The 16,666-nt window shown below is 48.5% G+C and carries 16 protein-coding genes, 1 tRNA gene, 2 rRNA genes, 1 other RNA gene and 1 other annotated feature; of the genes, 5 read left to right on the top strand and 15 right to left on the bottom strand.

Annotation, left to right across the window (positions count from 1 at the left end; translation table 11 throughout):
* Positions 1-302 precede the first annotated feature (302 nt).
* From P9687_RS00960 to tadA, 7 genes are all read right to left on the bottom strand, one after another.
* The gene (locus tag P9687_RS00960) at positions 303-569 is read right to left on the bottom strand and encodes a pro-sigmaK processing inhibitor BofA family protein (RefSeq protein ID WP_014096533.1); all 267 of its coding nucleotides are present in this window, start codon (positions 567-569) and stop codon (positions 303-305) included.
* A 76-nt stretch (positions 570-645) separates the two neighbouring features.
* Positions 646-858, bottom strand: coding sequence for a YaaL family protein (locus P9687_RS00965; RefSeq protein WP_014096534.1), 213 nt, complete (start codon positions 856-858; stop codon positions 646-648).
* A gap of 20 nt (positions 859-878) precedes the next feature.
* Entirely contained in the window at positions 879-1,475 is a 597-nt protein-coding gene (recR, locus tag P9687_RS00970; protein WP_013858045.1) for a recombination mediator RecR, read from the bottom strand.
* 14 nt (positions 1,476-1,489) lie between these two features.
* Positions 1,490-1,816 carry a YbaB/EbfC family nucleoid-associated protein gene (locus tag P9687_RS00975; protein ID WP_014096535.1) on the bottom strand — a complete coding sequence of 109 codons (327 nt, stop codon included), beginning with the start codon at positions 1,814-1,816 and terminating at the stop codon, positions 1,490-1,492.
* 16 nt (positions 1,817-1,832) lie between these two features.
* The gene (gene dnaX, locus P9687_RS00980) at positions 1,833-3,524 is read right to left on the bottom strand and encodes a DNA polymerase III subunit gamma/tau (RefSeq protein ID WP_061565185.1); all 1,692 of its coding nucleotides are present in this window, start codon (positions 3,522-3,524) and stop codon (positions 1,833-1,835) included.
* Positions 3,525-3,679: 155 nt separating this feature from the next.
* Positions 3,680-3,944, bottom strand: an RNA gene (gene ffs / locus P9687_RS00985) — signal recognition particle sRNA large type.
* An 87-nt stretch (positions 3,945-4,031) separates the two neighbouring features.
* A complete protein-coding gene (gene tadA, locus P9687_RS00990; protein WP_035190745.1) occupies positions 4,032-4,541 on the bottom strand; it encodes a tRNA adenosine(34) deaminase TadA in 510 nt (169 codons plus the stop codon).
* 113 nt (positions 4,542-4,654) lie between these two features.
* Here tadA and P9687_RS00995 point away from each other — a divergent pair, with 113 nt between their 5' ends.
* From P9687_RS00995 to P9687_RS01010, 4 genes are all read left to right on the top strand, one after another.
* Positions 4,655-4,837, top strand: coding sequence for a hypothetical protein (locus tag P9687_RS00995; protein ID WP_035190747.1), 183 nt, complete (start codon positions 4,655-4,657; stop codon positions 4,835-4,837).
* 195 nt (positions 4,838-5,032) lie between these two features.
* Positions 5,033-6,322 (top strand): glycoside hydrolase family 18 protein, encoded by a 1,290-nt coding sequence (locus P9687_RS01000; RefSeq protein ID WP_035190750.1) that lies wholly within the window; start codon positions 5,033-5,035, stop codon positions 6,320-6,322.
* Between the two features lie 344 nt (positions 6,323-6,666).
* Positions 6,667-7,305 (top strand): deoxynucleoside kinase, encoded by a 639-nt coding sequence (locus P9687_RS01005; protein ID WP_013858039.1) that lies wholly within the window; start codon positions 6,667-6,669, stop codon positions 7,303-7,305.
* Complete coding sequence (locus P9687_RS01010; RefSeq protein ID WP_013858038.1) at positions 7,292-7,960, top strand: deoxynucleoside kinase; 669 nt, start codon at positions 7,292-7,294, stop codon at positions 7,958-7,960. The genes P9687_RS01005 and P9687_RS01010 overlap by 14 nt, the downstream gene beginning before the upstream one ends.
* Before the next feature lie 172 nt (positions 7,961-8,132).
* On the opposite strand, the gene P9687_RS01015 is transcribed toward P9687_RS01010, so the two are convergent.
* The 6 genes from P9687_RS01015 to guaB all read right to left on the bottom strand — a co-directional run bounded on the left by P9687_RS01015 (position 8,133) and on the right by guaB (position 14,701).
* A tRNA-Ser gene (locus P9687_RS01015) sits at positions 8,133-8,222 on the bottom strand.
* 238 nt (positions 8,223-8,460) lie between these two features.
* Positions 8,461-9,741 carry a serine--tRNA ligase gene (gene serS, locus P9687_RS01020; protein WP_035190751.1) on the bottom strand — a complete coding sequence of 427 codons (1,281 nt, stop codon included), beginning with the start codon at positions 9,739-9,741 and terminating at the stop codon, positions 8,461-8,463.
* Positions 9,742-9,791: 50 nt separating this feature from the next.
* Positions 9,792-10,008, bottom strand: a binding site (T-box leader).
* A gap of 51 nt (positions 10,009-10,059) precedes the next feature.
* A complete protein-coding gene (pdxT, locus tag P9687_RS01025) occupies positions 10,060-10,632 on the bottom strand; it encodes a pyridoxal 5'-phosphate synthase glutaminase subunit PdxT (RefSeq protein ID WP_014096542.1) in 573 nt (190 codons plus the stop codon).
* 11 nt (positions 10,633-10,643) lie between these two features.
* Positions 10,644-11,525 (bottom strand): pyridoxal 5'-phosphate synthase lyase subunit PdxS, encoded by an 882-nt coding sequence (gene pdxS, locus P9687_RS01030; protein WP_013858035.1) that lies wholly within the window; start codon positions 11,523-11,525, stop codon positions 10,644-10,646.
* A 143-nt stretch (positions 11,526-11,668) separates the two neighbouring features.
* Positions 11,669-12,988: a serine hydrolase gene (locus P9687_RS01035; protein WP_014096543.1), complete on the bottom strand. Its 1,320-nt coding sequence runs from the start codon at positions 12,986-12,988 to the stop codon at positions 11,669-11,671.
* Between the two features lie 246 nt (positions 12,989-13,234).
* Complete coding sequence (gene guaB / locus P9687_RS01040; RefSeq protein ID WP_013858032.1) at positions 13,235-14,701, bottom strand: IMP dehydrogenase; 1,467 nt, start codon at positions 14,699-14,701, stop codon at positions 13,235-13,237.
* 122 nt (positions 14,702-14,823) lie between these two features.
* Here guaB and P9687_RS01045 point away from each other — a divergent pair, with 122 nt between their 5' ends.
* Complete coding sequence (locus tag P9687_RS01045; RefSeq protein ID WP_035183007.1) at positions 14,824-15,750, top strand: YaaC family protein; 927 nt, start codon at positions 14,824-14,826, stop codon at positions 15,748-15,750.
* Between the two features lie 247 nt (positions 15,751-15,997).
* On the opposite strand, the gene rrf is transcribed toward P9687_RS01045, so the two are convergent.
* Both rrf and P9687_RS01055 read right to left on the bottom strand, forming a co-directional pair.
* Positions 15,998-16,113, bottom strand: a 5S ribosomal RNA gene (gene rrf / locus P9687_RS01050).
* Positions 16,114-16,521: 408 nt separating this feature from the next.
* Positions 16,522-16,666: ribosomal RNA gene (locus tag P9687_RS01055) — 23S ribosomal RNA — on the bottom strand; the annotation flags it as partial.

A 16,666-nucleotide genomic window follows, 5' to 3' on the forward strand; every position in this document is an offset into this window, starting at 1 on the left:
CAGTTTTCAAGGAACAATCGCTTTGTTTTTCAGCGACTTTTATATCATACCACGACGCAACCAACATGTCAACTACTTTTTTAAGAAGTTTGATGCCGGATGCGGCGACGAAAACTATTATACTAGTATAACGAAGTGTAGTCAATCCTTTTTTTATATGCCTGCTTTTTCGTGGGCGCCCATGCTTCTTTCAGCCTAAGCTTCTAGTTTCTTCGAATGAACATAAAAAATACGCCAAAGAAATGATGGATCATTTCTTTGGCGCTGGTTGTCTGCTGATGGCGGTTCGAGCGCTGCTTTTGTCAAGACAGAATCCATGTCTGGATGACAGTCAGGCCGATCACCCCGGGTATGCCGAGCAGCCCGGAAACGGATACGGTGGCTGCATTGATTGGGACATGCAGTCCGTACCGGCCGCCCACTTGGTTTAAAAAGAAAAGGAGTATAGCCCCGATGATGGCTTTGATGCATAACTTTCCCGCCCATCGCAGCGGTTTGGTTAAAGCTGCGGAAAACAGCAGCAAAAGGATCAGGCCGACAATCGCAATAATGATGATGGTTGAGCTCAAGTGAATCACCCCTTTTTTCCAGCTGCTTTATTTTTATGAAGGAGTTGTCCAAAAAAGAACTTGAGCCGTGCTACCCTTACTGGAGGCGGATGTTTCTTCTTTTCACTTCCCGAAAAAGAAACACATACTTCGCTTCGGCCACTTTGGTGCGGTAGTAAAGTTCTTCGTTAAATTCAAAACTTAGATGCTGGAGGGCGTTTTGCTGTACCCATTCATTTTTTACGTTTGTGACCAAATCGAGAAGAAGCGCATCGTATTCTTTCCTGAGTTTTTGCTTCTTGCTGAACATTGTATCCACCCCGTGTCAGGTTAAATTTCTCTTCGGCCTTCCAGTGCTTTTGATAAGGTGACTTCGTCGGCGTACTCGAGATCTCCGCCCACTGGCAACCCGTGTGCAATCCGTGTCACTTTAATGCCGGACGGTTTTAAAAGCCGCGAAATATACATGGCTGTTGCTTCGCCTTCGATATTTGGATTGGTTGCAAGAATCACTTCTTGGACGGTTTCATCGCGCAGGCGTTTGAGCAGATCCGGCACACTGATGTCTTCAGGGCCGATTCCGTCCATTGGAGAAATGGCACCATGCAGAACATGGTAAAGGCCGTTGTATTCTTTCATTTTTTCCATGGCAATGACGTCTTTCGGCTCCTCGACAACGCAGATCACGCTTCTGTCGCGGCGCGGATCGGCACAAATATAGCACGGATCTGTATCGGTGATATGCCCGCAAACAGAACAGTACGTCAGGTCCCGTTTCGCATCGACAAGCGCCTTGGCAAATGCAAGGACGCTGTCTTCCTTCATATCAAGAACAAAAAATGCCAGCCGGGCCGCGGTTTTCGGCCCAATGCCTGGCAGTTTCATGAAGCTTTCCATTAATTTTGTGATTGGTTCAGGGTATTGCATTGTTGATCACACCTTTAAAATCCCGGAATATTGAAGCCTTTCGTGTACTTGCCCATTGTCTGCTCTGTCAGCTGTTCGGCTTTATCCAGGGCGTCATTGGTGGCGACAAGGATCATGTCCTGCAGCATTTCGACATCGTCCGGATCGACGGCTTCTTCATTGATGCGCACTTCCAGCACTTTTTTATGGCCAGAAACGACAACGGTTACCATGCCGCCGCCTGCCGTACCTTCCACTTTCTGTTCGCCAAGCTGCTCCTGTGCCTCCATCATTTCTTTCTGCATCTTTTGCATTTGTTTCATCATTTTTTGCATATTGCCCATATTGCCCATTCCTCGCATATGAAACCCTCCAGTTTTAGTCTTTTATTTCAATTAATTCAGGCCCAAACAATTTGATTGCTTCGGTTACAACCGGATCATCCTGCGGTTTTTCTTCCTCTGCTTCTTCTTTATGGTGGTGGATATAATTTTCCCTGATCGTATTCCATTCATTTTCCGGAACGCCTGCCGCCTGATACCCGGTTCCAGTTAATTCACTGAGCACGCTCGAAATCGCTTGTAAAAATTTCTCGTTTTCCATCGCCATCTGGCAATGGATCTCATATTTGAATTTGATGACAAAAGCGTTCGGCGACGCCGCCACCGGTTCCGCTTCGTTTAAAAGCGCCGCCTGCGACCGCATCTGCCTGCTGTTGAGCGTCTCAATCATATCGTTCCAACTGTTTTTAATCCGTTTGAGATCCTCTTTTGTCGCTTCTTTTAATATATCATGAATCCTTCCGACTTGTACCTTAAAACCTTTCGAAGTGCGCGGAATTTTTCTCGGGGCCTGCCGTTTTGGCGCATGTTCTGTTTCATCCGCCTCCGGCACCCCGTTTTGCTTGAGAGACTCGAGTTCTGATTCGAGCCGTTCGATTTTTTCAGCAAGTTTCCGGATGAGATCATTTTCCCCGGGATCCGGCGCTTTTTCTTCACAAAGTTTGATAAAAGCCACTTCCAAATAAACGCGGGCCATATTGGAAAAACGCATATCCTGCTGCGTTTGGTTCAGGATGTCAATAAAACGGTAAATTTCCTGCGTTTGAAGCGAGCGGCTCATTTCTTTAAACGCCTCATCTAAATAAACTCTTTGAACCGCTTCCTCCATCTGCGGGGCAGTTTTATACAAAAGCAGATCGCGGAAATAAAGGATGAAGTCTTCCACAAGCCTTGAAGGATCTTTTCCCTGCTGGAGAAGAGAACCGACAAGGTCAAGGCATTTTGCAGCATCCTTCTTTTGAATTGCCTGCGCAAGGCGGGTAAAATCATTCTGGGAAATGGAACCCGTTACCGTGAGCGCATCTTCCACTCTCACTTTCCCCTCGCTGAAAGAGACGGCCTGGTCAAGCAGGCTGAGCGCGTCCCGCATCCCGCCTTCCGCAGCATGGGCGATAATATTGAGCGCCTGTTCATCATATGCAATGCCGGTTTCGCCTGCAATATAAGCCAGGCGTTTAAAAATATCACGGGATGTGATGCGTTTAAAATCAAACCGCTGGCATCTGGAAACGATCGTAAGCGGAATTTTATGGGGCTCGGTTGTTGCCAGAATAAAAATGACGTGTTTCGGGGGCTCCTCTAGGGTTTTCAAAAGCGCGTTAAATGCGCCAATCGACAGCATATGGACTTCGTCGATAATATATACTTTATATTTTACAACACTTGGCGCGTATTTGACTTTGTCGCGGATATCGCGGATGTCATCCACGCCTGTATTCGACGCCGCGTCAATTTCGATGACATCTGGAATCGTGCCGTCTGTAATCCCCCGGCAAACAGCGCACTCGTTACACGGTTCCCCAGTCGGAGCATGTTCGCAGTTCACCGCCTTTGCCAAAATTTTAGCGGCACTTGTTTTTCCTGTACCCCGTGGGCCCGAGAAAAGATAAGCATGCGTTGTTTTCTGTTGCAGGAGGGCGTGCTGCAATGTTTTTGTCACATGCTCCTGCCCGACGACATCCGCAAACCGCTGCGGCCGCCATGTGCGGTATAACGCCTGATAAGCCATGTTCAATCCTCCCGGCCAGATTTGCTTCCGATTCATACATTTCTTTTATTATACCTTAGGAAAAGCGATTTTACATCCTGAATTAAAAAGCATTTAAATATGGAAAAAACCCATCCCGGATCAGGATGAGTTTTGTTTTTTATGTAATGAAACTGCCGCGCACCTTTCTTCGACCGACCCTCATAAGCGTTACTTAAGCAGTTAGCTCGACCCAGGCTGCCCTGCGGCACATGGAATGACCCGCTTAATGCTGCTTCCTTCCGGACCTGACATGGTTCGCGGGGTTCCATTGCGCAGGACCCGGGTGTCAACACCACTTACTTAAGGCTGGCCCTACAAGCAGCCGGCCTCGGAAAGGGATTCAGTCCCGCTAGAGCGGATTGCGGGTACAGGGCACCGCTGCCTCCCCACCTAGCGCGGCAAAATTGATACCAGTTTTAAGCGTTAAAAACTAACGCATAACTAAGTATACATGCCTTTTTAAAAAAAAGCAATCTCTCCCGCCTGTTAATTGGTGGAGCTTTTTCCATCTTCCTCTGCCGCAAGTTTTTCCTTCTTTTTTTTCTCCCTTAAAGACCGGAAGAAGGACCGCAATAATTCTCCGCATTCCGTTTCAAGCACGCCGCTTACGACTTCACTCCGGTGGTTAAAACGGCCGTCCTCAAGCAGGTTCATCAAACTTCCCGCACAGCCCGCCTTCGGATCTTTTGCCCCGTAAACGACCCGCTTGATCCGCGATTGTAAAACGGCACCGCTGCACATTGGGCACGGTTCCAGTGTGACATACAGCTCGGCATTTTCAAGGCGCCATGATCCGGTCACTTCACATGCTTTTTCGATGGCCAGAAGTTCCGCATGGGCGGCAGCACGCTGGGTGGTTTCACGCAGATTATGGGCTGCAGCAATCACTTTTTCATCGAGCACAATCACCGCCCCGATTGGCACTTCACGGAGATGCTGTGCTTTTACGGCTTCCTGAATGGCAAGGCGCATATAATATTCATCGCGATTTTCCATCCAAACTCCTCCAAAAGGTATCGTAGCCTTATCGTAACACAGCCTTGAAAAAAATCACACTTGGTTTGGCCATAAGTTTTACACCGGCTTTCTTCGGGCAGGAGGGTCCTAACATGAAGAAATTGGATGCTCTTTCGTTACTGAGCACTTATATGTTAGGTAACATTGCAAAAAACGTTCACTTTCCCAACTTAGAGGGCTCCTGCGTTAAGAAGCGCCGAAAAAACGTTCGCTTCCTTCACTTAAAGCCCCCTCCTCTATGCGAAGCAACCCCACAAAAAATTCCGCTTTCTTAACCCAGAGCGCCTTTATGTTACGTTAAGAAGCGCCGAAAAAAATCATTTGCTTCCACCGGCCGTGGCGTTCAGCAATACCGCAAAAAGGTTTGCTTTATGATTCCGCGAGAAAAAGCGCACATAAAAAGCGGGCATGTTTTAAAAAACGCCGCATAAAGATAACAATAGCGATGGCTGACACGAGGGGGGACTCGTTTGCAAATCCATGTTGTCGAAAGAAATGACACGGTCTCAAATCTTGCACAAAGATACAGCGTCCCGGTTTCAGAAATCATTTCGGCAAATGAACTTCCGGATCCGGACCGGCTTGTCATCGGACAGGCGATGGTCATCCCGATCACCGGGAGGTTTTATTGGGTCCGGCCGGGGGACAGCTTATATTCCATTGCACAACAAGCAGGGATATCTTACCAGGAACTTGCCCGCATCAACGGCATTTCTGTCCATCAGCAGCTCCGGCCCGGGTTGCGCCTTTATCTGCCGCCTTCCCCGAAAAAAAGAGCAGAATTTAATGCGTATGTTGAACCATTCGGGAACACGGTTTCAGCGTCTCTTGAAACAAGTGCGCGAAAAGCGGCCCCGTATTTGACCTATCTTGCCCCGTTTGCATTCCGGGTAAACCGAGACGGCACACTTGTTGCCCCGCCGCTTGGAAATTTGCGGGCGGTTGCCGATGCCCAAAACGCCATTTTAATGATGGTGATCTGTAATCAGGAAAACGGCCAGTTCAGCGATGAACTCGGGCGGATCCTTTTGAACGACGAAACCGTCCAGAACCGGTTTTTAAATGAAATTGTTCAAACCGCAAGCCGGCTCGGTTTCCGTGATATTCATTTTGACTTTGAGTATTTGCGCCCGCAGGACAGGGAAGCTTACAACCGGTTTTTAAGAAAAGCAAAAACGCGCTTCAGCCGGGAAGGTTGGCTCATGTCCACCGCGCTCGCTCCGAAAACGAGCGCCACCCAGGCCGGGCGCTGGTATGAGGCACACGATTACAGGGCGCATGGCGAAATTGCCGATTTTGTTGTCATTATGACCTACGAATGGGGGTATAGCGGCGGCCCGCCCATGCCGGTGTCTCCGATCGGGCCGGTCCGGGATGTGCTCCGCTATGCCATCACAGAAATGCCGCCCAATAAGATTTTGATGGGGCAAAATCTGTATGGCTATGACTGGACATTGCCCTATCAAACTGGCACAACAGCAAGAGCCGTCAGCCCGCAGCAGGCCATCCGGCTCGCGGGTGCGCACAATGTGCCGATCCTGTATGACACAACATCCCAGGCCCCTCATTTTAACTATACAGATGAAAACAACCGGCGGCACACCGTCTGGTTTGAAGATGCCCGTTCCATTGAGGCAAAATTTAATTTGCTTACTGAACTCGGGTTAAGGGGCATGAGCTACTGGAAACTCGGCCTCTCTTTTCCGCAAAACTGGCTGTTAATCGCCGATCGCTTTGATGTAGTCAAACGCCCTTCCTGAAGCAGCGGGTTCCGTTGCTTTTTTCTTTTGCCCCGGAATCCCGCTACTTTTTACCCGGAACCCGCTGCGCCGCACGGACGGGATTGCGAAGTCCTTTCCCCGCATTTATGCCGGCGCCAACTGGACGGTCCGGATGCAGGCCTGATCCGATACACAGAGCAAGCACCAGTCACATTTGAGTTCCATTTTTTGGAAAATGTTTGTTAAAACCAACCCAGGAAACAGCCGGAAGCAGAACGCCGGGACACATGATCGCTTTTTTTCCCGCATGCCAACCGGCGGAGACTTGTGCTAAAATAGCAACAGTGTGCATCAATGAACAATCGCTTCAGCGGGAGGGCGTTATGAAAAGGGTACCGTTTATTGCAATCGAGGGACCGATCGGCGTTGGCAAAACGTCATTGGCAAAAGCCATTTCATCATACTTTTCGTTTCAGCTTTTGAAAGAAATTGTGGATGAAAATCCTTTTCTTGGAAAATTTTATACCAATAAAGAAGAATGGGGTTTCCAAACCGAGATGTTTTTTCTCTGCAATCGCTACAAACAGCTGGAAGACCTTAAACGGCATAGGCAGCCTGTCGTTGCAGATTACCATATTTTTAAAAGCTTGATTTTTGCCCGGCGGACGCTAAAAACGCATGAGTTTGAAAAATTTATGAAAATTTACGGCATTTTAACAGCCGATATGCCGCAGCCGAACGTCATCATTTATTTGCACGCAAGCCTGGAAACGCTCCTCAAGAGAATTGAAATAAGAGGGCGGGCATTTGAAAAAAATATGCAGGAAACGTATTTACAAAAACTATCCGCAGACTACGGCCGGTTTATGAGCCGCTTCGAAGCCGGCCATCCGGACATCCCGGTATTAAAGTTCGACTGTGATACACTTGATTTTATCCGGCATGAACATGACCTGACATACATGCTGCAAGAAATCGCGCAAACCTTACAAAAAGGAGTACATACCCATGGAACTTCGTGAGAAATATCAAATTCCGAACCACGCTGTGATCACCATTGCAGGTACTGTCGGCGTCGGAAAATCGACTTTAACCCGTGCGCTCGCGAAGGCGCTCCATTTCCGGGCGTCCTTTGAAAAAGTCGACACCAATCCGTATTTGGAAAAATTTTATAGCGATTTTAAACGGTGGAGTTTCCATCTTCAAATTTATTTTCTGGCGGAAAGGTTCAAGGAGCAGAAAAAAATGTTTGAATACGGCGGCGGTTTTATCCAGGACCGCTCCATTTATGAGGATACCGGCATTTTTGCCCGGATGCATTATGAAAAAGGCAATATGTCTGCCATTGATTTTGAAACCTATACAAACTTGTTTGATGCCATGGTGATGACCCCGTATTTTCCGCATCCCGACCTGATGATTTATTTGGAAGGCAAGCTGGAAAACATTTTGGAACGGATCAAAAAACGCGGCCGTCCAATGGAACAAGATACCCCTGTTGAATACTGGATTGAAATGCAGAAACGGTACGAGCAGTGGATCGACTCTTTCCATGCCTGCCCGGTTCTCAGGCTGAACATTGACGAATACGACCTGTTTGAACATGAAGATGCCGTCGAACCGATTGTCGAGCGGATCGGCTACATGCTCGCACAGGCAGCAGCCGTAAAAAAATAATGGCGGCTAAAAACCCGTTACCATCGCGTAACGGGCTTTTTAATGATTTACGGAGGGATCACGGGCATGCAAAAAATGTGGTGTCTTGTCCTTACTCCACGAAAAAAGCCCACAGCTCCCGCCATTTCAGGGTGCCGCAGGCTTTCAATCATAGTCCTTTTCATTTTTCAAGCGGAGGAAGAGGGATTCGAACCCCCGCGCGGTGTAACCCGCCTGTCGGTTTTCAAGACCGATCCCTTCAGCCAGACTTGGGTATTCCTCCATTTTGACAAAAAAGATTATAACCTACACGATCAAAACAAGTCAAGCACATCAAGATTTTCTACTGCGGAAAGCCATCTGAATTTTAGCCAAGGGAAGGCCCCGGAACGCACATTTAGATATGGCCGTTTTTCTCTTGTCCGCCCTTTTGAGTAAAATCCCGCCCTAAAAAATGCGGAAGCTTCCGGAAAACATGTTTCAAATCCCCGGCTTTTCATGTAAAAAAGCCGGGGATTTTTTTATGATTCCGGTTTGATGATATCGGTACGCATGTACGGGCGGAGCACTTCAGGCACCACCACACTGCCGTCAGCCTGCTGGTAATTTTCAAGGATGGCTGCGACGGTACGCCCGATGGCAAGCCCGGATCCGTTCAGTGTATGGACATGTTCCGGTTTCGCATTGGGTTCCCTGCGGAAGCGGATGTTCGCACGCCTTGCCTGGAAGGCTTCGAAGTTGCTGCACGAAGAAATCTCGCGGTATACGTGCTGGCTTGGCATCCATACTTCAATATCATATTTTTTCGCTGCCGTAAACCCGAGGTCCGCCGTGCACATGCTCATCACATGATAAGGTAGGCCCAGAAGCTGCAGCACTTTTTCCGCATGGCCGGTCAGTTTTTCGAGTTCATTATAGGAATCTTCCGGTTTGACAAATTTCACAAGTTCCACTTTGTTAAACTGGTGCTGGCGGATCAGCCCGCGTGTATCACGCCCGGCAGAACCCGCTTCCGAACGAAAACAGGCACTGAACGCCACATAATTGATCGGCAGGTCGTCACCGTTTAAAATTTCATCACGGTGATAATTTGTCACCGGCACTTCGGCAGTCGGAATCAGAAAATAGTCTTTTTCATTGACAAGAAAAGCGTCTTCTTCAAATTTCGGCAGCTGCCCCGTTCCTGTCATGCTGGCGCGGTTCACCATATACGGCGGCAATACCTCTTCATAGCCGTGTTCTTCGACGTGCAGATCAAGCATAAAATTATAAAGCGCACGTTCAAGGCGGGCGCCGAGCCCTTTGTAAAAGACGAACCGGCTGCCGGTCACTTTGGCTGCCCTTTCAAAATCAAGGATGCCGAGGTCAGTGGCAATATCCCAATGCGGTTTCGGTTCAAATCCAAATGCCGGCACTTCACCCCATTTCCGGATTTCGACATTGTCCTCTTCGCTATCTCCCACCGGCACACTTTCATGCGGAATGTTCGGGATAGAAAGCATCAGCATTTCAAGTTCTGATTCGACTTGTTTCAACTCGGCATCCAGTGCTTTAATTTTTTCACCGACGCCGCGCATTTCCTCGATCAGCTTTGTTGCATCTTTCTTTTCGCGTTTCAGTGCCGCAACTTGCTGCGTGACTTCATTCCGTCTGTTTTTCAACGCTTCGCTTTCCATGATCAGTTCGCGCCGTCTTTGGTCCAGCCCGCTGAACTTCTCAAAATCGGTCAAATCTTCTCCGCGGTGCTGCATTCGTTCTTTGACTTCATCAAAATGCGCACGCAAAAATTTGATGTCCAACATGCTATCCTTCTCCTTTTATCGAAATTCAAATAAAAAACTCCCGCCCCGAAAACAGGGACGAGAGTGAACCCGCGTTGCCACCCAAATTGAAAACAAGAGTTTTCCGCTTTGTAAGGATAACGGGTTTTTATCCCGTGGATGCCTACTCGCCCGGCTTTCAGCAACCCGCTCAAGGATGGATTCACAGAAGCTTTCCGCCGGTTTCCACCACCCACCGGCTCTCTTTAGGAAAAGCGTTCTGCTACTGGTTCCTGTCATTGCTTTTTCAGTCTTCACGTACACCTTAATGTACTACAATTTTATCCGTTTTGCAACAGACTATACCGGAATCCGTGCCATACTTAAAAAATATTCGGTCATACGCAGGTCATCCGTTAACTCCGGATGGAAGGAGCAGCCGAGCAAATTTCCTTGGCGAACCGCAACAATCCGCCCGCGGCACTCGGCCAGCACTTCAACATGATCTGAAACGGAGACGATATGGGGCGCGCGAATAAAAACAGCTGGAAAATCTTCCGCGATGCCGTTCACACGGATGGTTTCTTCAAAACTTTCCCGCTGGCGGCCGAAAGAATTGCGCGCCACCGTAATATCCATTGCCCCGATATGTGCATCTTCCTGGCCTTCAATATGCTTTGCAAGCAGGATCAGCCCTGCGCATGTGCCAAAGACTGGCTTGCTTTCGGCAAACTGTCTCAGTTCCGCCATAAAACCGTAGCGGTCAATGAGCCGCCGCATTGCCGTGCTTTCTCCGCCCGGCAGGATGAGCCCGCCGATTTCGTCCAACTGCTCTTTTTTCTTAATGACAACACCTTCCGCACCGCAGGCTTCCACTGCGCGGATATGTTCCTCCACAGCCCCCTGGAGGCCGAGTACACCAATTTTTTTCATGCTGATTCTCCTTACCAGCCGCGCTCCTGCATTCTTGCTTCAGCCGGCAATGTTGAAATTTCCAAGCCTTTCATTGCTGTTCCAAGGTCTTTCGACAATTCGGCAATCAGTTTGTAATCTTGGTAATGGGTCGTTGCTTCAACAATCGCTTTCGCAAATTTCGCCGGGTTTTCTGATTTGAAAATCCCCGATCCGACAAAAACGCCGTCCGCACCGAGCTGCATCATCAACGCCGCATCCGCCGGCGTTGCAACACCGCCTGCAGCAAAGTTCACAACCGGCAGCCGGCCTTCTTTTTTAATTTGCAACAGCACTTCATACGGGGCACCGAGCTGTTTAGCTTCCGTCATCAGTTCATCTTCGTTCATGTTGACCACTTTGCGGACCTGCGCATTCACTTTCCGCATATGCCTTACCGCTTCAACGATATTCCCGGTTCCCGGCTCGCCTTTTGTCCTGAGCATCGAGGCGCCTTCCCCGATTCTTCGAGCCGCTTCCCCCAAATCACGGCAGCCGCACACAAACGGCACTGTGAATTCTTTTTTATTGATATGGAACTCATCGTCGGCCGGCGTTAAAACTTCGCTTTCGTCAATATAATCGACGCCCATCGCTTCGAGCACCCGCGCTTCAACAATATGGCCGATCCTTGCTTTTGCCATTACCGGAATGCTGACGGCGTTCATAACTTCTTCCACAATGGAAGGATCCGCCATACGGGCAACCCCTCCGGCTTTCCGGATATCAGACGGAACACGTTCCAATGCCATGACGGCAACAGCGCCTGCTTCTTCAGCGAGTTTTGCCTGCTCGGCATTGACCACGTCCATGATGACGCCGCCCTTTTGCATTTCCGCCATCCCGCGTTTCACTAGATCTGTTCCTGTTTTCATTTTTTGTACGCCCCTTTATAAAATTAAAAATTCTTATTATATGTATAATAATTTAAATTAACACCAAAAACGAATGCTTGTCAAGGTACTAATTTTTCCACGTTAAAGTGAAAAACAGGACAAGCGCCCTTGTCCTGTTTTACTTAAAATAATTTGCCGACTGTATGATCCCAAATGCCCCCGAAAAATCCGCCAATTCCGCGCATCATGCGCACAAACCAGTTGGCTTTTTCAATATCAGTTTTGGTGACCAAGGCGGTATGCGCTGTATTCGGGCCGTACAAATAGCCAAGTTCCTGCCCGTCTTTATGCCGGGCATACAATGTGCCAACCTTTGTCCCTTTTTTCACCGGAGCCTTGATTTGCTTCGAATCAAATTTCACAACAGGGGTATACATTTTGCCTTCACCGTTTTTCACAGCCACTTTAAGCGGCGCCTTCGTGACAACGGAAGCCTGTTTTTCTTTGCCGGACTTCACCGTTACCGTCTTTTTCACCTGATAGCCTTTCGGGTAAAGGGTTTTTTCCGTGAAATTACTAAAAGCATAGTCCATTAATTTGTTTGTGACATCAAACCGGGACTTGATGGTGCTGTTCCCGTTCGCATCCTCTGCATGAAGAACAACGGTAATGATGCGCATGCCGTTTTGCTTGGCCGTGCCTGTAAAGCAGTATCCCGCATTGTCGGTGTTCCCGGTTTTCAAGCCGTCAACGCCCTGCCGCCCGTAAACAAGGGACGGAAGCATCCAGTTCCAGTTCTGCATCGCAATTTCATCATCTGTCCCGGCCCGGAATTTCATTTTAGCTGTGCTCGTTGTTTGTAAAATCTCCGGATAGTCGTGGATCAAATGGTAGGCGATTTTTGCAACGGATTTTGCTGAGACAAGGTTTTCTTCCGTCCTGCCTGTTCCTTCCGGCTGCATGCCTTGCAAATCCTCATTGTTCAGCCCGGTTGCGTTCACAAATTTATAATCGGTGAGGCCGAATGCTTTCGCCTGTTTGTTCATCATGTTCAGATAGTTTTTTTCCGTTCCGCCGAGCGTTTCTGCAATCGCAATCGTTGCGCCATTTGCCGAATAGATCGCCATCGCTTGGAAGAGCTCTTTAACCGTGTACTTTTCGCCTTTTCTTAACGGCACGTTTGAAAGTGCCCTGTTTTGGGAAATGCGATACGCATAATCGCTGATTGTCACTTTCTGGTTCCACGAAACCTTTTTCTCATGAATGGCTTTAAGCAACAAGTACTCCGTCATCATTTTGCTCATGGAAGCAATGCCCAGTGCCTGATTGGCATTTTTTTCATACAAAATCTGTCCGTTATCCGCATCGACAATGATGGCTGCTTTTGCATGAATATCCAACTGATCCTGCGCATGGACTGTTTTCGGCACCTGCTGCACAACCCCTGCCGTTAGCAGCAGCGCCAGAAACGCAAACGCCATTTTTTGCAAGCTTTTTTTCACTTTCAACCCTCCATCAAGATATGTATACACTTTGCCTATTTTAACATAGTTCCGGTTGAAAAAGTAGATGCATAGTGTTTGCCGCATTTGTCAACTTTTTCCGAAAATGCAGGGCAGCCGGGGGTACTGAATGGCGGCGATTTTTCCGAGTCCGACAAGCCAGATATAGAGTTGCAAATCTATTAAATGGCAGAAAAAAATGGCAGGAAACCTATGCCTGCCATTTTTTCCCATTCAAAATCGATGTTAAGACAAAGAATAATTCGGAGCTTCTTTTGTAATCTGGATATCATGCGGATGGCTCTCCCGCAGGCCTGCCCCTGTCATGCGGATAAACTGCGCTTCTTCACGCAATGAAATCATATCTTTCGCGCCGCAATAACCCATGCCGGACCGGAGCCCGCCGATTAATTGGTAGATGACATCCTGAAGGCTCCCTTTAAACGGCACGCGTCCTTCGATTCCTTCTGGCACCAGTTTTTTCGCGCCTTCCTGGAAGTAACGATCCCTCGATCCGCTTTCCATTGCGCTGATGGACCCCATGCCGCGGTAAACTTTATATTGCCGCCCTTGATAGATTTCCATTTCGCCTGGGCTTTCCGAGGTCCCTGCAAGCAGGCTGCCGAGCATTACAGCATGTCCACCGGCAGCCAGCGCCTTTACAATATCGCCTGAGAATTTAATGCCACCGTCTGCAATAATCGCTTTTCCGTACTTCCTTGCTTCTGTCGCACAATCATAAACCGCTGTAATTTGCGGTACACCAACCCCGGCAACCACTCTTGTCGTACAGATGGAGCCCGGCCCGATACCGACTTTTACAATATCCGCGCCCGCGTCTATCAGCGCTTTCGTACCTTCTGCCGTCGCAACATTTCCGGCGATAATATTTAAGGAAGGGTAAGATTTGCGGATGTTTGCGACGGTTTCCAGCACCCCTTTTGAGTGGCCGTGCGCCGTATCGATAACAACCGCATCCACTCCCGCTTCAACGAGCAATTCCACCCGTTTCATTACGTCGCTTGTCACGCCGACTGCCGCACCAACAAGAAGGCGGCCCTGGTCATCTTTGGCTGCATTTGGGAACTCAATAACCTTTTCGATATCTTTAATCGTAATAAGCCCTTTTAATACGCCGTTCTCATCGACAAGCGGCAGCTTTTCAATTTTATGCCGGTGCAAAAGCTGTTCCGCCTCTTTCAACGTCGTACCGACAGGCGCCGTCACAAGATTCTCTTTCGTCATCACATCTGAAATCCGGGTGGAGTAATCTTCAATAAAACGCATGTCGCGGTTGGTCAAAATCCCGACCAGTTTCTGCTCGTCACGGTTATTCACGATCGGCACGCCGGAAATCCGGTATTTGCCCATTAAATGTTCCGCTGCAAACACCTGCTCATCAGGTGTTAAGAAAAACGGATTGGTGATAACGCCGTTTTCCGACCGTTTGACACGATCCACCTGCTCCGCCTGTTGTTCAATGCTCATGTTTTTGTGGATAATCCCGAGGCCGCCCTGCCTTGCCATGGCGATCGCCATTTCCGCTTCGGTTACCGTATCCATGCCGGCGCTGATGATCGGAATGTTCAACTTCAAGGTTTCCGTTAGGGCGACACTTGTATCGACATCTTTCGGCAGCACTTCCGACTCTGCCGGAATCAGTAATACATCATCAAACGTAAGACCTTCTTTTACGAACTTCGTTTCCCACATGCAAACCCCTCCTGGATTGATAAAAATATTATTTGTAGGTTATCAATTGGACATAATACTGTCAAGGTCTCCAAAACATATAATACTATTCAGTTAATTCGGAGGGCGAAATATTGTCTTTTATGGACCAATGGGATCACTTGATTTTATTTCAATCCGCAGAATATACGCAGCGCTATTTGAAAGCCCGCTATGAGGCTTCGGATTTTAGCCAAAGCGCCGCCAAAAGCTATGAGAACTGTTATGCTTTTATGTATTATCTCGAACACGGTGAAGCTTATTACCGCCAGGCTGTGCAGGCGCCCGTTTCGATTCAGCCTGTTTTGATTTTTTACGGCTTCATTCATTTATTAAAAGCCTGCCTGCTGTCATGCGACCCGCTATATCCTGAAACCACTTCCGTCCTTGCCCATGGGGTGACATCGCGAAAAAAGAAAAAACAAAACTACCGGTTTGGCGAAGACGAGGTTAAAATTCAAAAAACCGGTTTATGCGGCCATTTCGCCCATAAAATGTTCGGACTCGGCCCGCTCGAAGGCAATAAATACACCATGCAGAGCCTGCTTCGGCAAATCCCAGAACTTGAAACGGCCTTCCCCCGCCGGAAATATTTTTTGCCGGTAGAAGAAAAGAACGGGAAGTACCGGCTTCCTTTTGCGGTCCTTGATGGCTATCATATGACAGCGGGCAGGTTTTCACAATATTTGTCCGAAAAACTTCAGGACAGACTTTTGGAAATGGAAGCGGAAGAAGACGCCTTCTCGTTTTCCGCCCGCGGCTGTCTCCCTCCGCCATTCCGTTATCATTTCTTTACAAATCAAATTTACTTTCCGTATAAATTACAACCGGAAAACGACCTTCCCGATATATTGGTCCATTACCTGCTTTTGTATAATTTGAGCATGATTTCCCGCTACGAAACAGAATGGTGGGCAGAGCTGCTTAAAAACCGGGAAACAATTGACTTTCCGGCCATCCGCCTTTTTCTCCAGACAGCAATCGAAAAAGGCCCGTTCCTCTGCCTACAGTTTCTTAACGGCAGGCAGTAAAACAAGCTATGCAAATGTCAGGGTGAAACCGATGCTTATGGACAAGAGCAAAATGGAACGATTCACCGGCTATCTGTGCTTTTCGGCTGATTTCTGTCATCAAGAAGACCACGAAAGTTAAAAAATCCCTTTCTGTCGCTTCATATAATAACTTTAAGCAAAACGGCCCTGCATTCCGAAAAAAAGCAATGAGCCGAGTACATTAACACGCAAAAACCGCAGACAAATCGTCTGCGGTTTTGATTTGGCCCGGCAACGTCCTACTCTCGCAGGGGGAAACCCCCAACTACCATCGGCGCTGGAAAGCTTAACTTCCGTGTTCGGGATGGGAACGGGTGTGACCTTTCCGCCATCATCACCGGACCTGTATAATTTTTGGGATGTGTTCCCTGAAAACCGAATGGGAGAAAAAACTGTAAACGGAGAATAGCTTTGGTTTCTAACTTTGAGAATTGTCTAGCTCCAGCGCCTTTGGCAAGGCACCTCCGCTTTTCTATTGTCCAGCTCCGGTGCCTAGCCCCTCGAGGTCGAATAACCTGCCCGTCACGGAGCCAAAAGACGGCTCCATGCCGGTCAGAACATTCGCTTGTCGGGGCTAAACAAGGCACCTCCGCTTTTCTGTTGTCCAGCTCCAGCGCCTATCGGCTAGCGTATTTCTACGCTTTCTCCCTACGATAAGTCAACATCGGCTCGATACCTCGCCGTGTTTCCTTTATCTCAGTCGAAAGCTCCGAAATCCGTACGCCGATGACCAAGGCGCTTCCGCTTTTCGTGGTTAAGTCCTCGATCGATTAGTATCCGTCAGCTCCACGCGTCGCCGCGCTTCCACCCCGGACCTATCAACCTGATCATCTTTCAGGGATCTTACCAGTATAAACTGTGGGACATCTCATCTTGAGGGGGGCGACATGCTTAG

Origin of the sequence: Weizmannia sp. CD-2023, assembly GCF_036225245.1 — a bacterium.
Lineage (GTDB): Bacteria > Bacillota > Bacilli > Bacillales > Bacillaceae_C > Weizmannia > Weizmannia faecalis.

Coding starts and splice junctions, on each gene's coding strand:
- dnaX (WP_061565185.1), bottom strand. CDS start 3,524: ATGGCTTATCAGGCGTTATACCGCACATGGCGGCCGCAGCGGTTTGCG.
- guaB (WP_013858032.1), bottom strand. CDS start 14,701: ATGTGGGAAACGAAGTTCGTAAAAGAAGGTCTTACGTTTGATGATGTA.
- P9687_RS00965 (WP_014096534.1), bottom strand. CDS start 858: ATGTTCAGCAAGAAGCAAAAACTCAGGAAAGAATACGATGCGCTTCTT.
- tadA (WP_035190745.1), bottom strand. CDS start 4,541: ATGGAAAATCGCGATGAATATTATATGCGCCTTGCCATTCAGGAAGCC.
- P9687_RS01005 (WP_013858039.1), top strand. CDS start 6,667: ATGAAAAGGGTACCGTTTATTGCAATCGAGGGACCGATCGGCGTTGGC.
- P9687_RS00995 (WP_035190747.1), top strand. CDS start 4,655: ATGAAGAAATTGGATGCTCTTTCGTTACTGAGCACTTATATGTTAGGT.
- P9687_RS01010 (WP_013858038.1), top strand. CDS start 7,292: ATGGAACTTCGTGAGAAATATCAAATTCCGAACCACGCTGTGATCACC.
- serS (WP_035190751.1), bottom strand. CDS start 9,741: ATGTTGGACATCAAATTTTTGCGTGCGCATTTTGATGAAGTCAAAGAA.
- pdxT (WP_014096542.1), bottom strand. CDS start 10,632: ATGAAAAAAATTGGTGTACTCGGCCTCCAGGGGGCTGTGGAGGAACAT.
- P9687_RS01045 (WP_035183007.1), top strand. CDS start 14,824: ATGGACCAATGGGATCACTTGATTTTATTTCAATCCGCAGAATATACG.
- recR (WP_013858045.1), bottom strand. CDS start 1,475: ATGCAATACCCTGAACCAATCACAAAATTAATGGAAAGCTTCATGAAA.
- pdxS (WP_013858035.1), bottom strand. CDS start 11,525: ATGAAAACAGGAACAGATCTAGTGAAACGCGGGATGGCGGAAATGCAA.
- P9687_RS00975 (WP_014096535.1), bottom strand. CDS start 1,816: ATGCGAGGAATGGGCAATATGGGCAATATGCAAAAAATGATGAAACAA.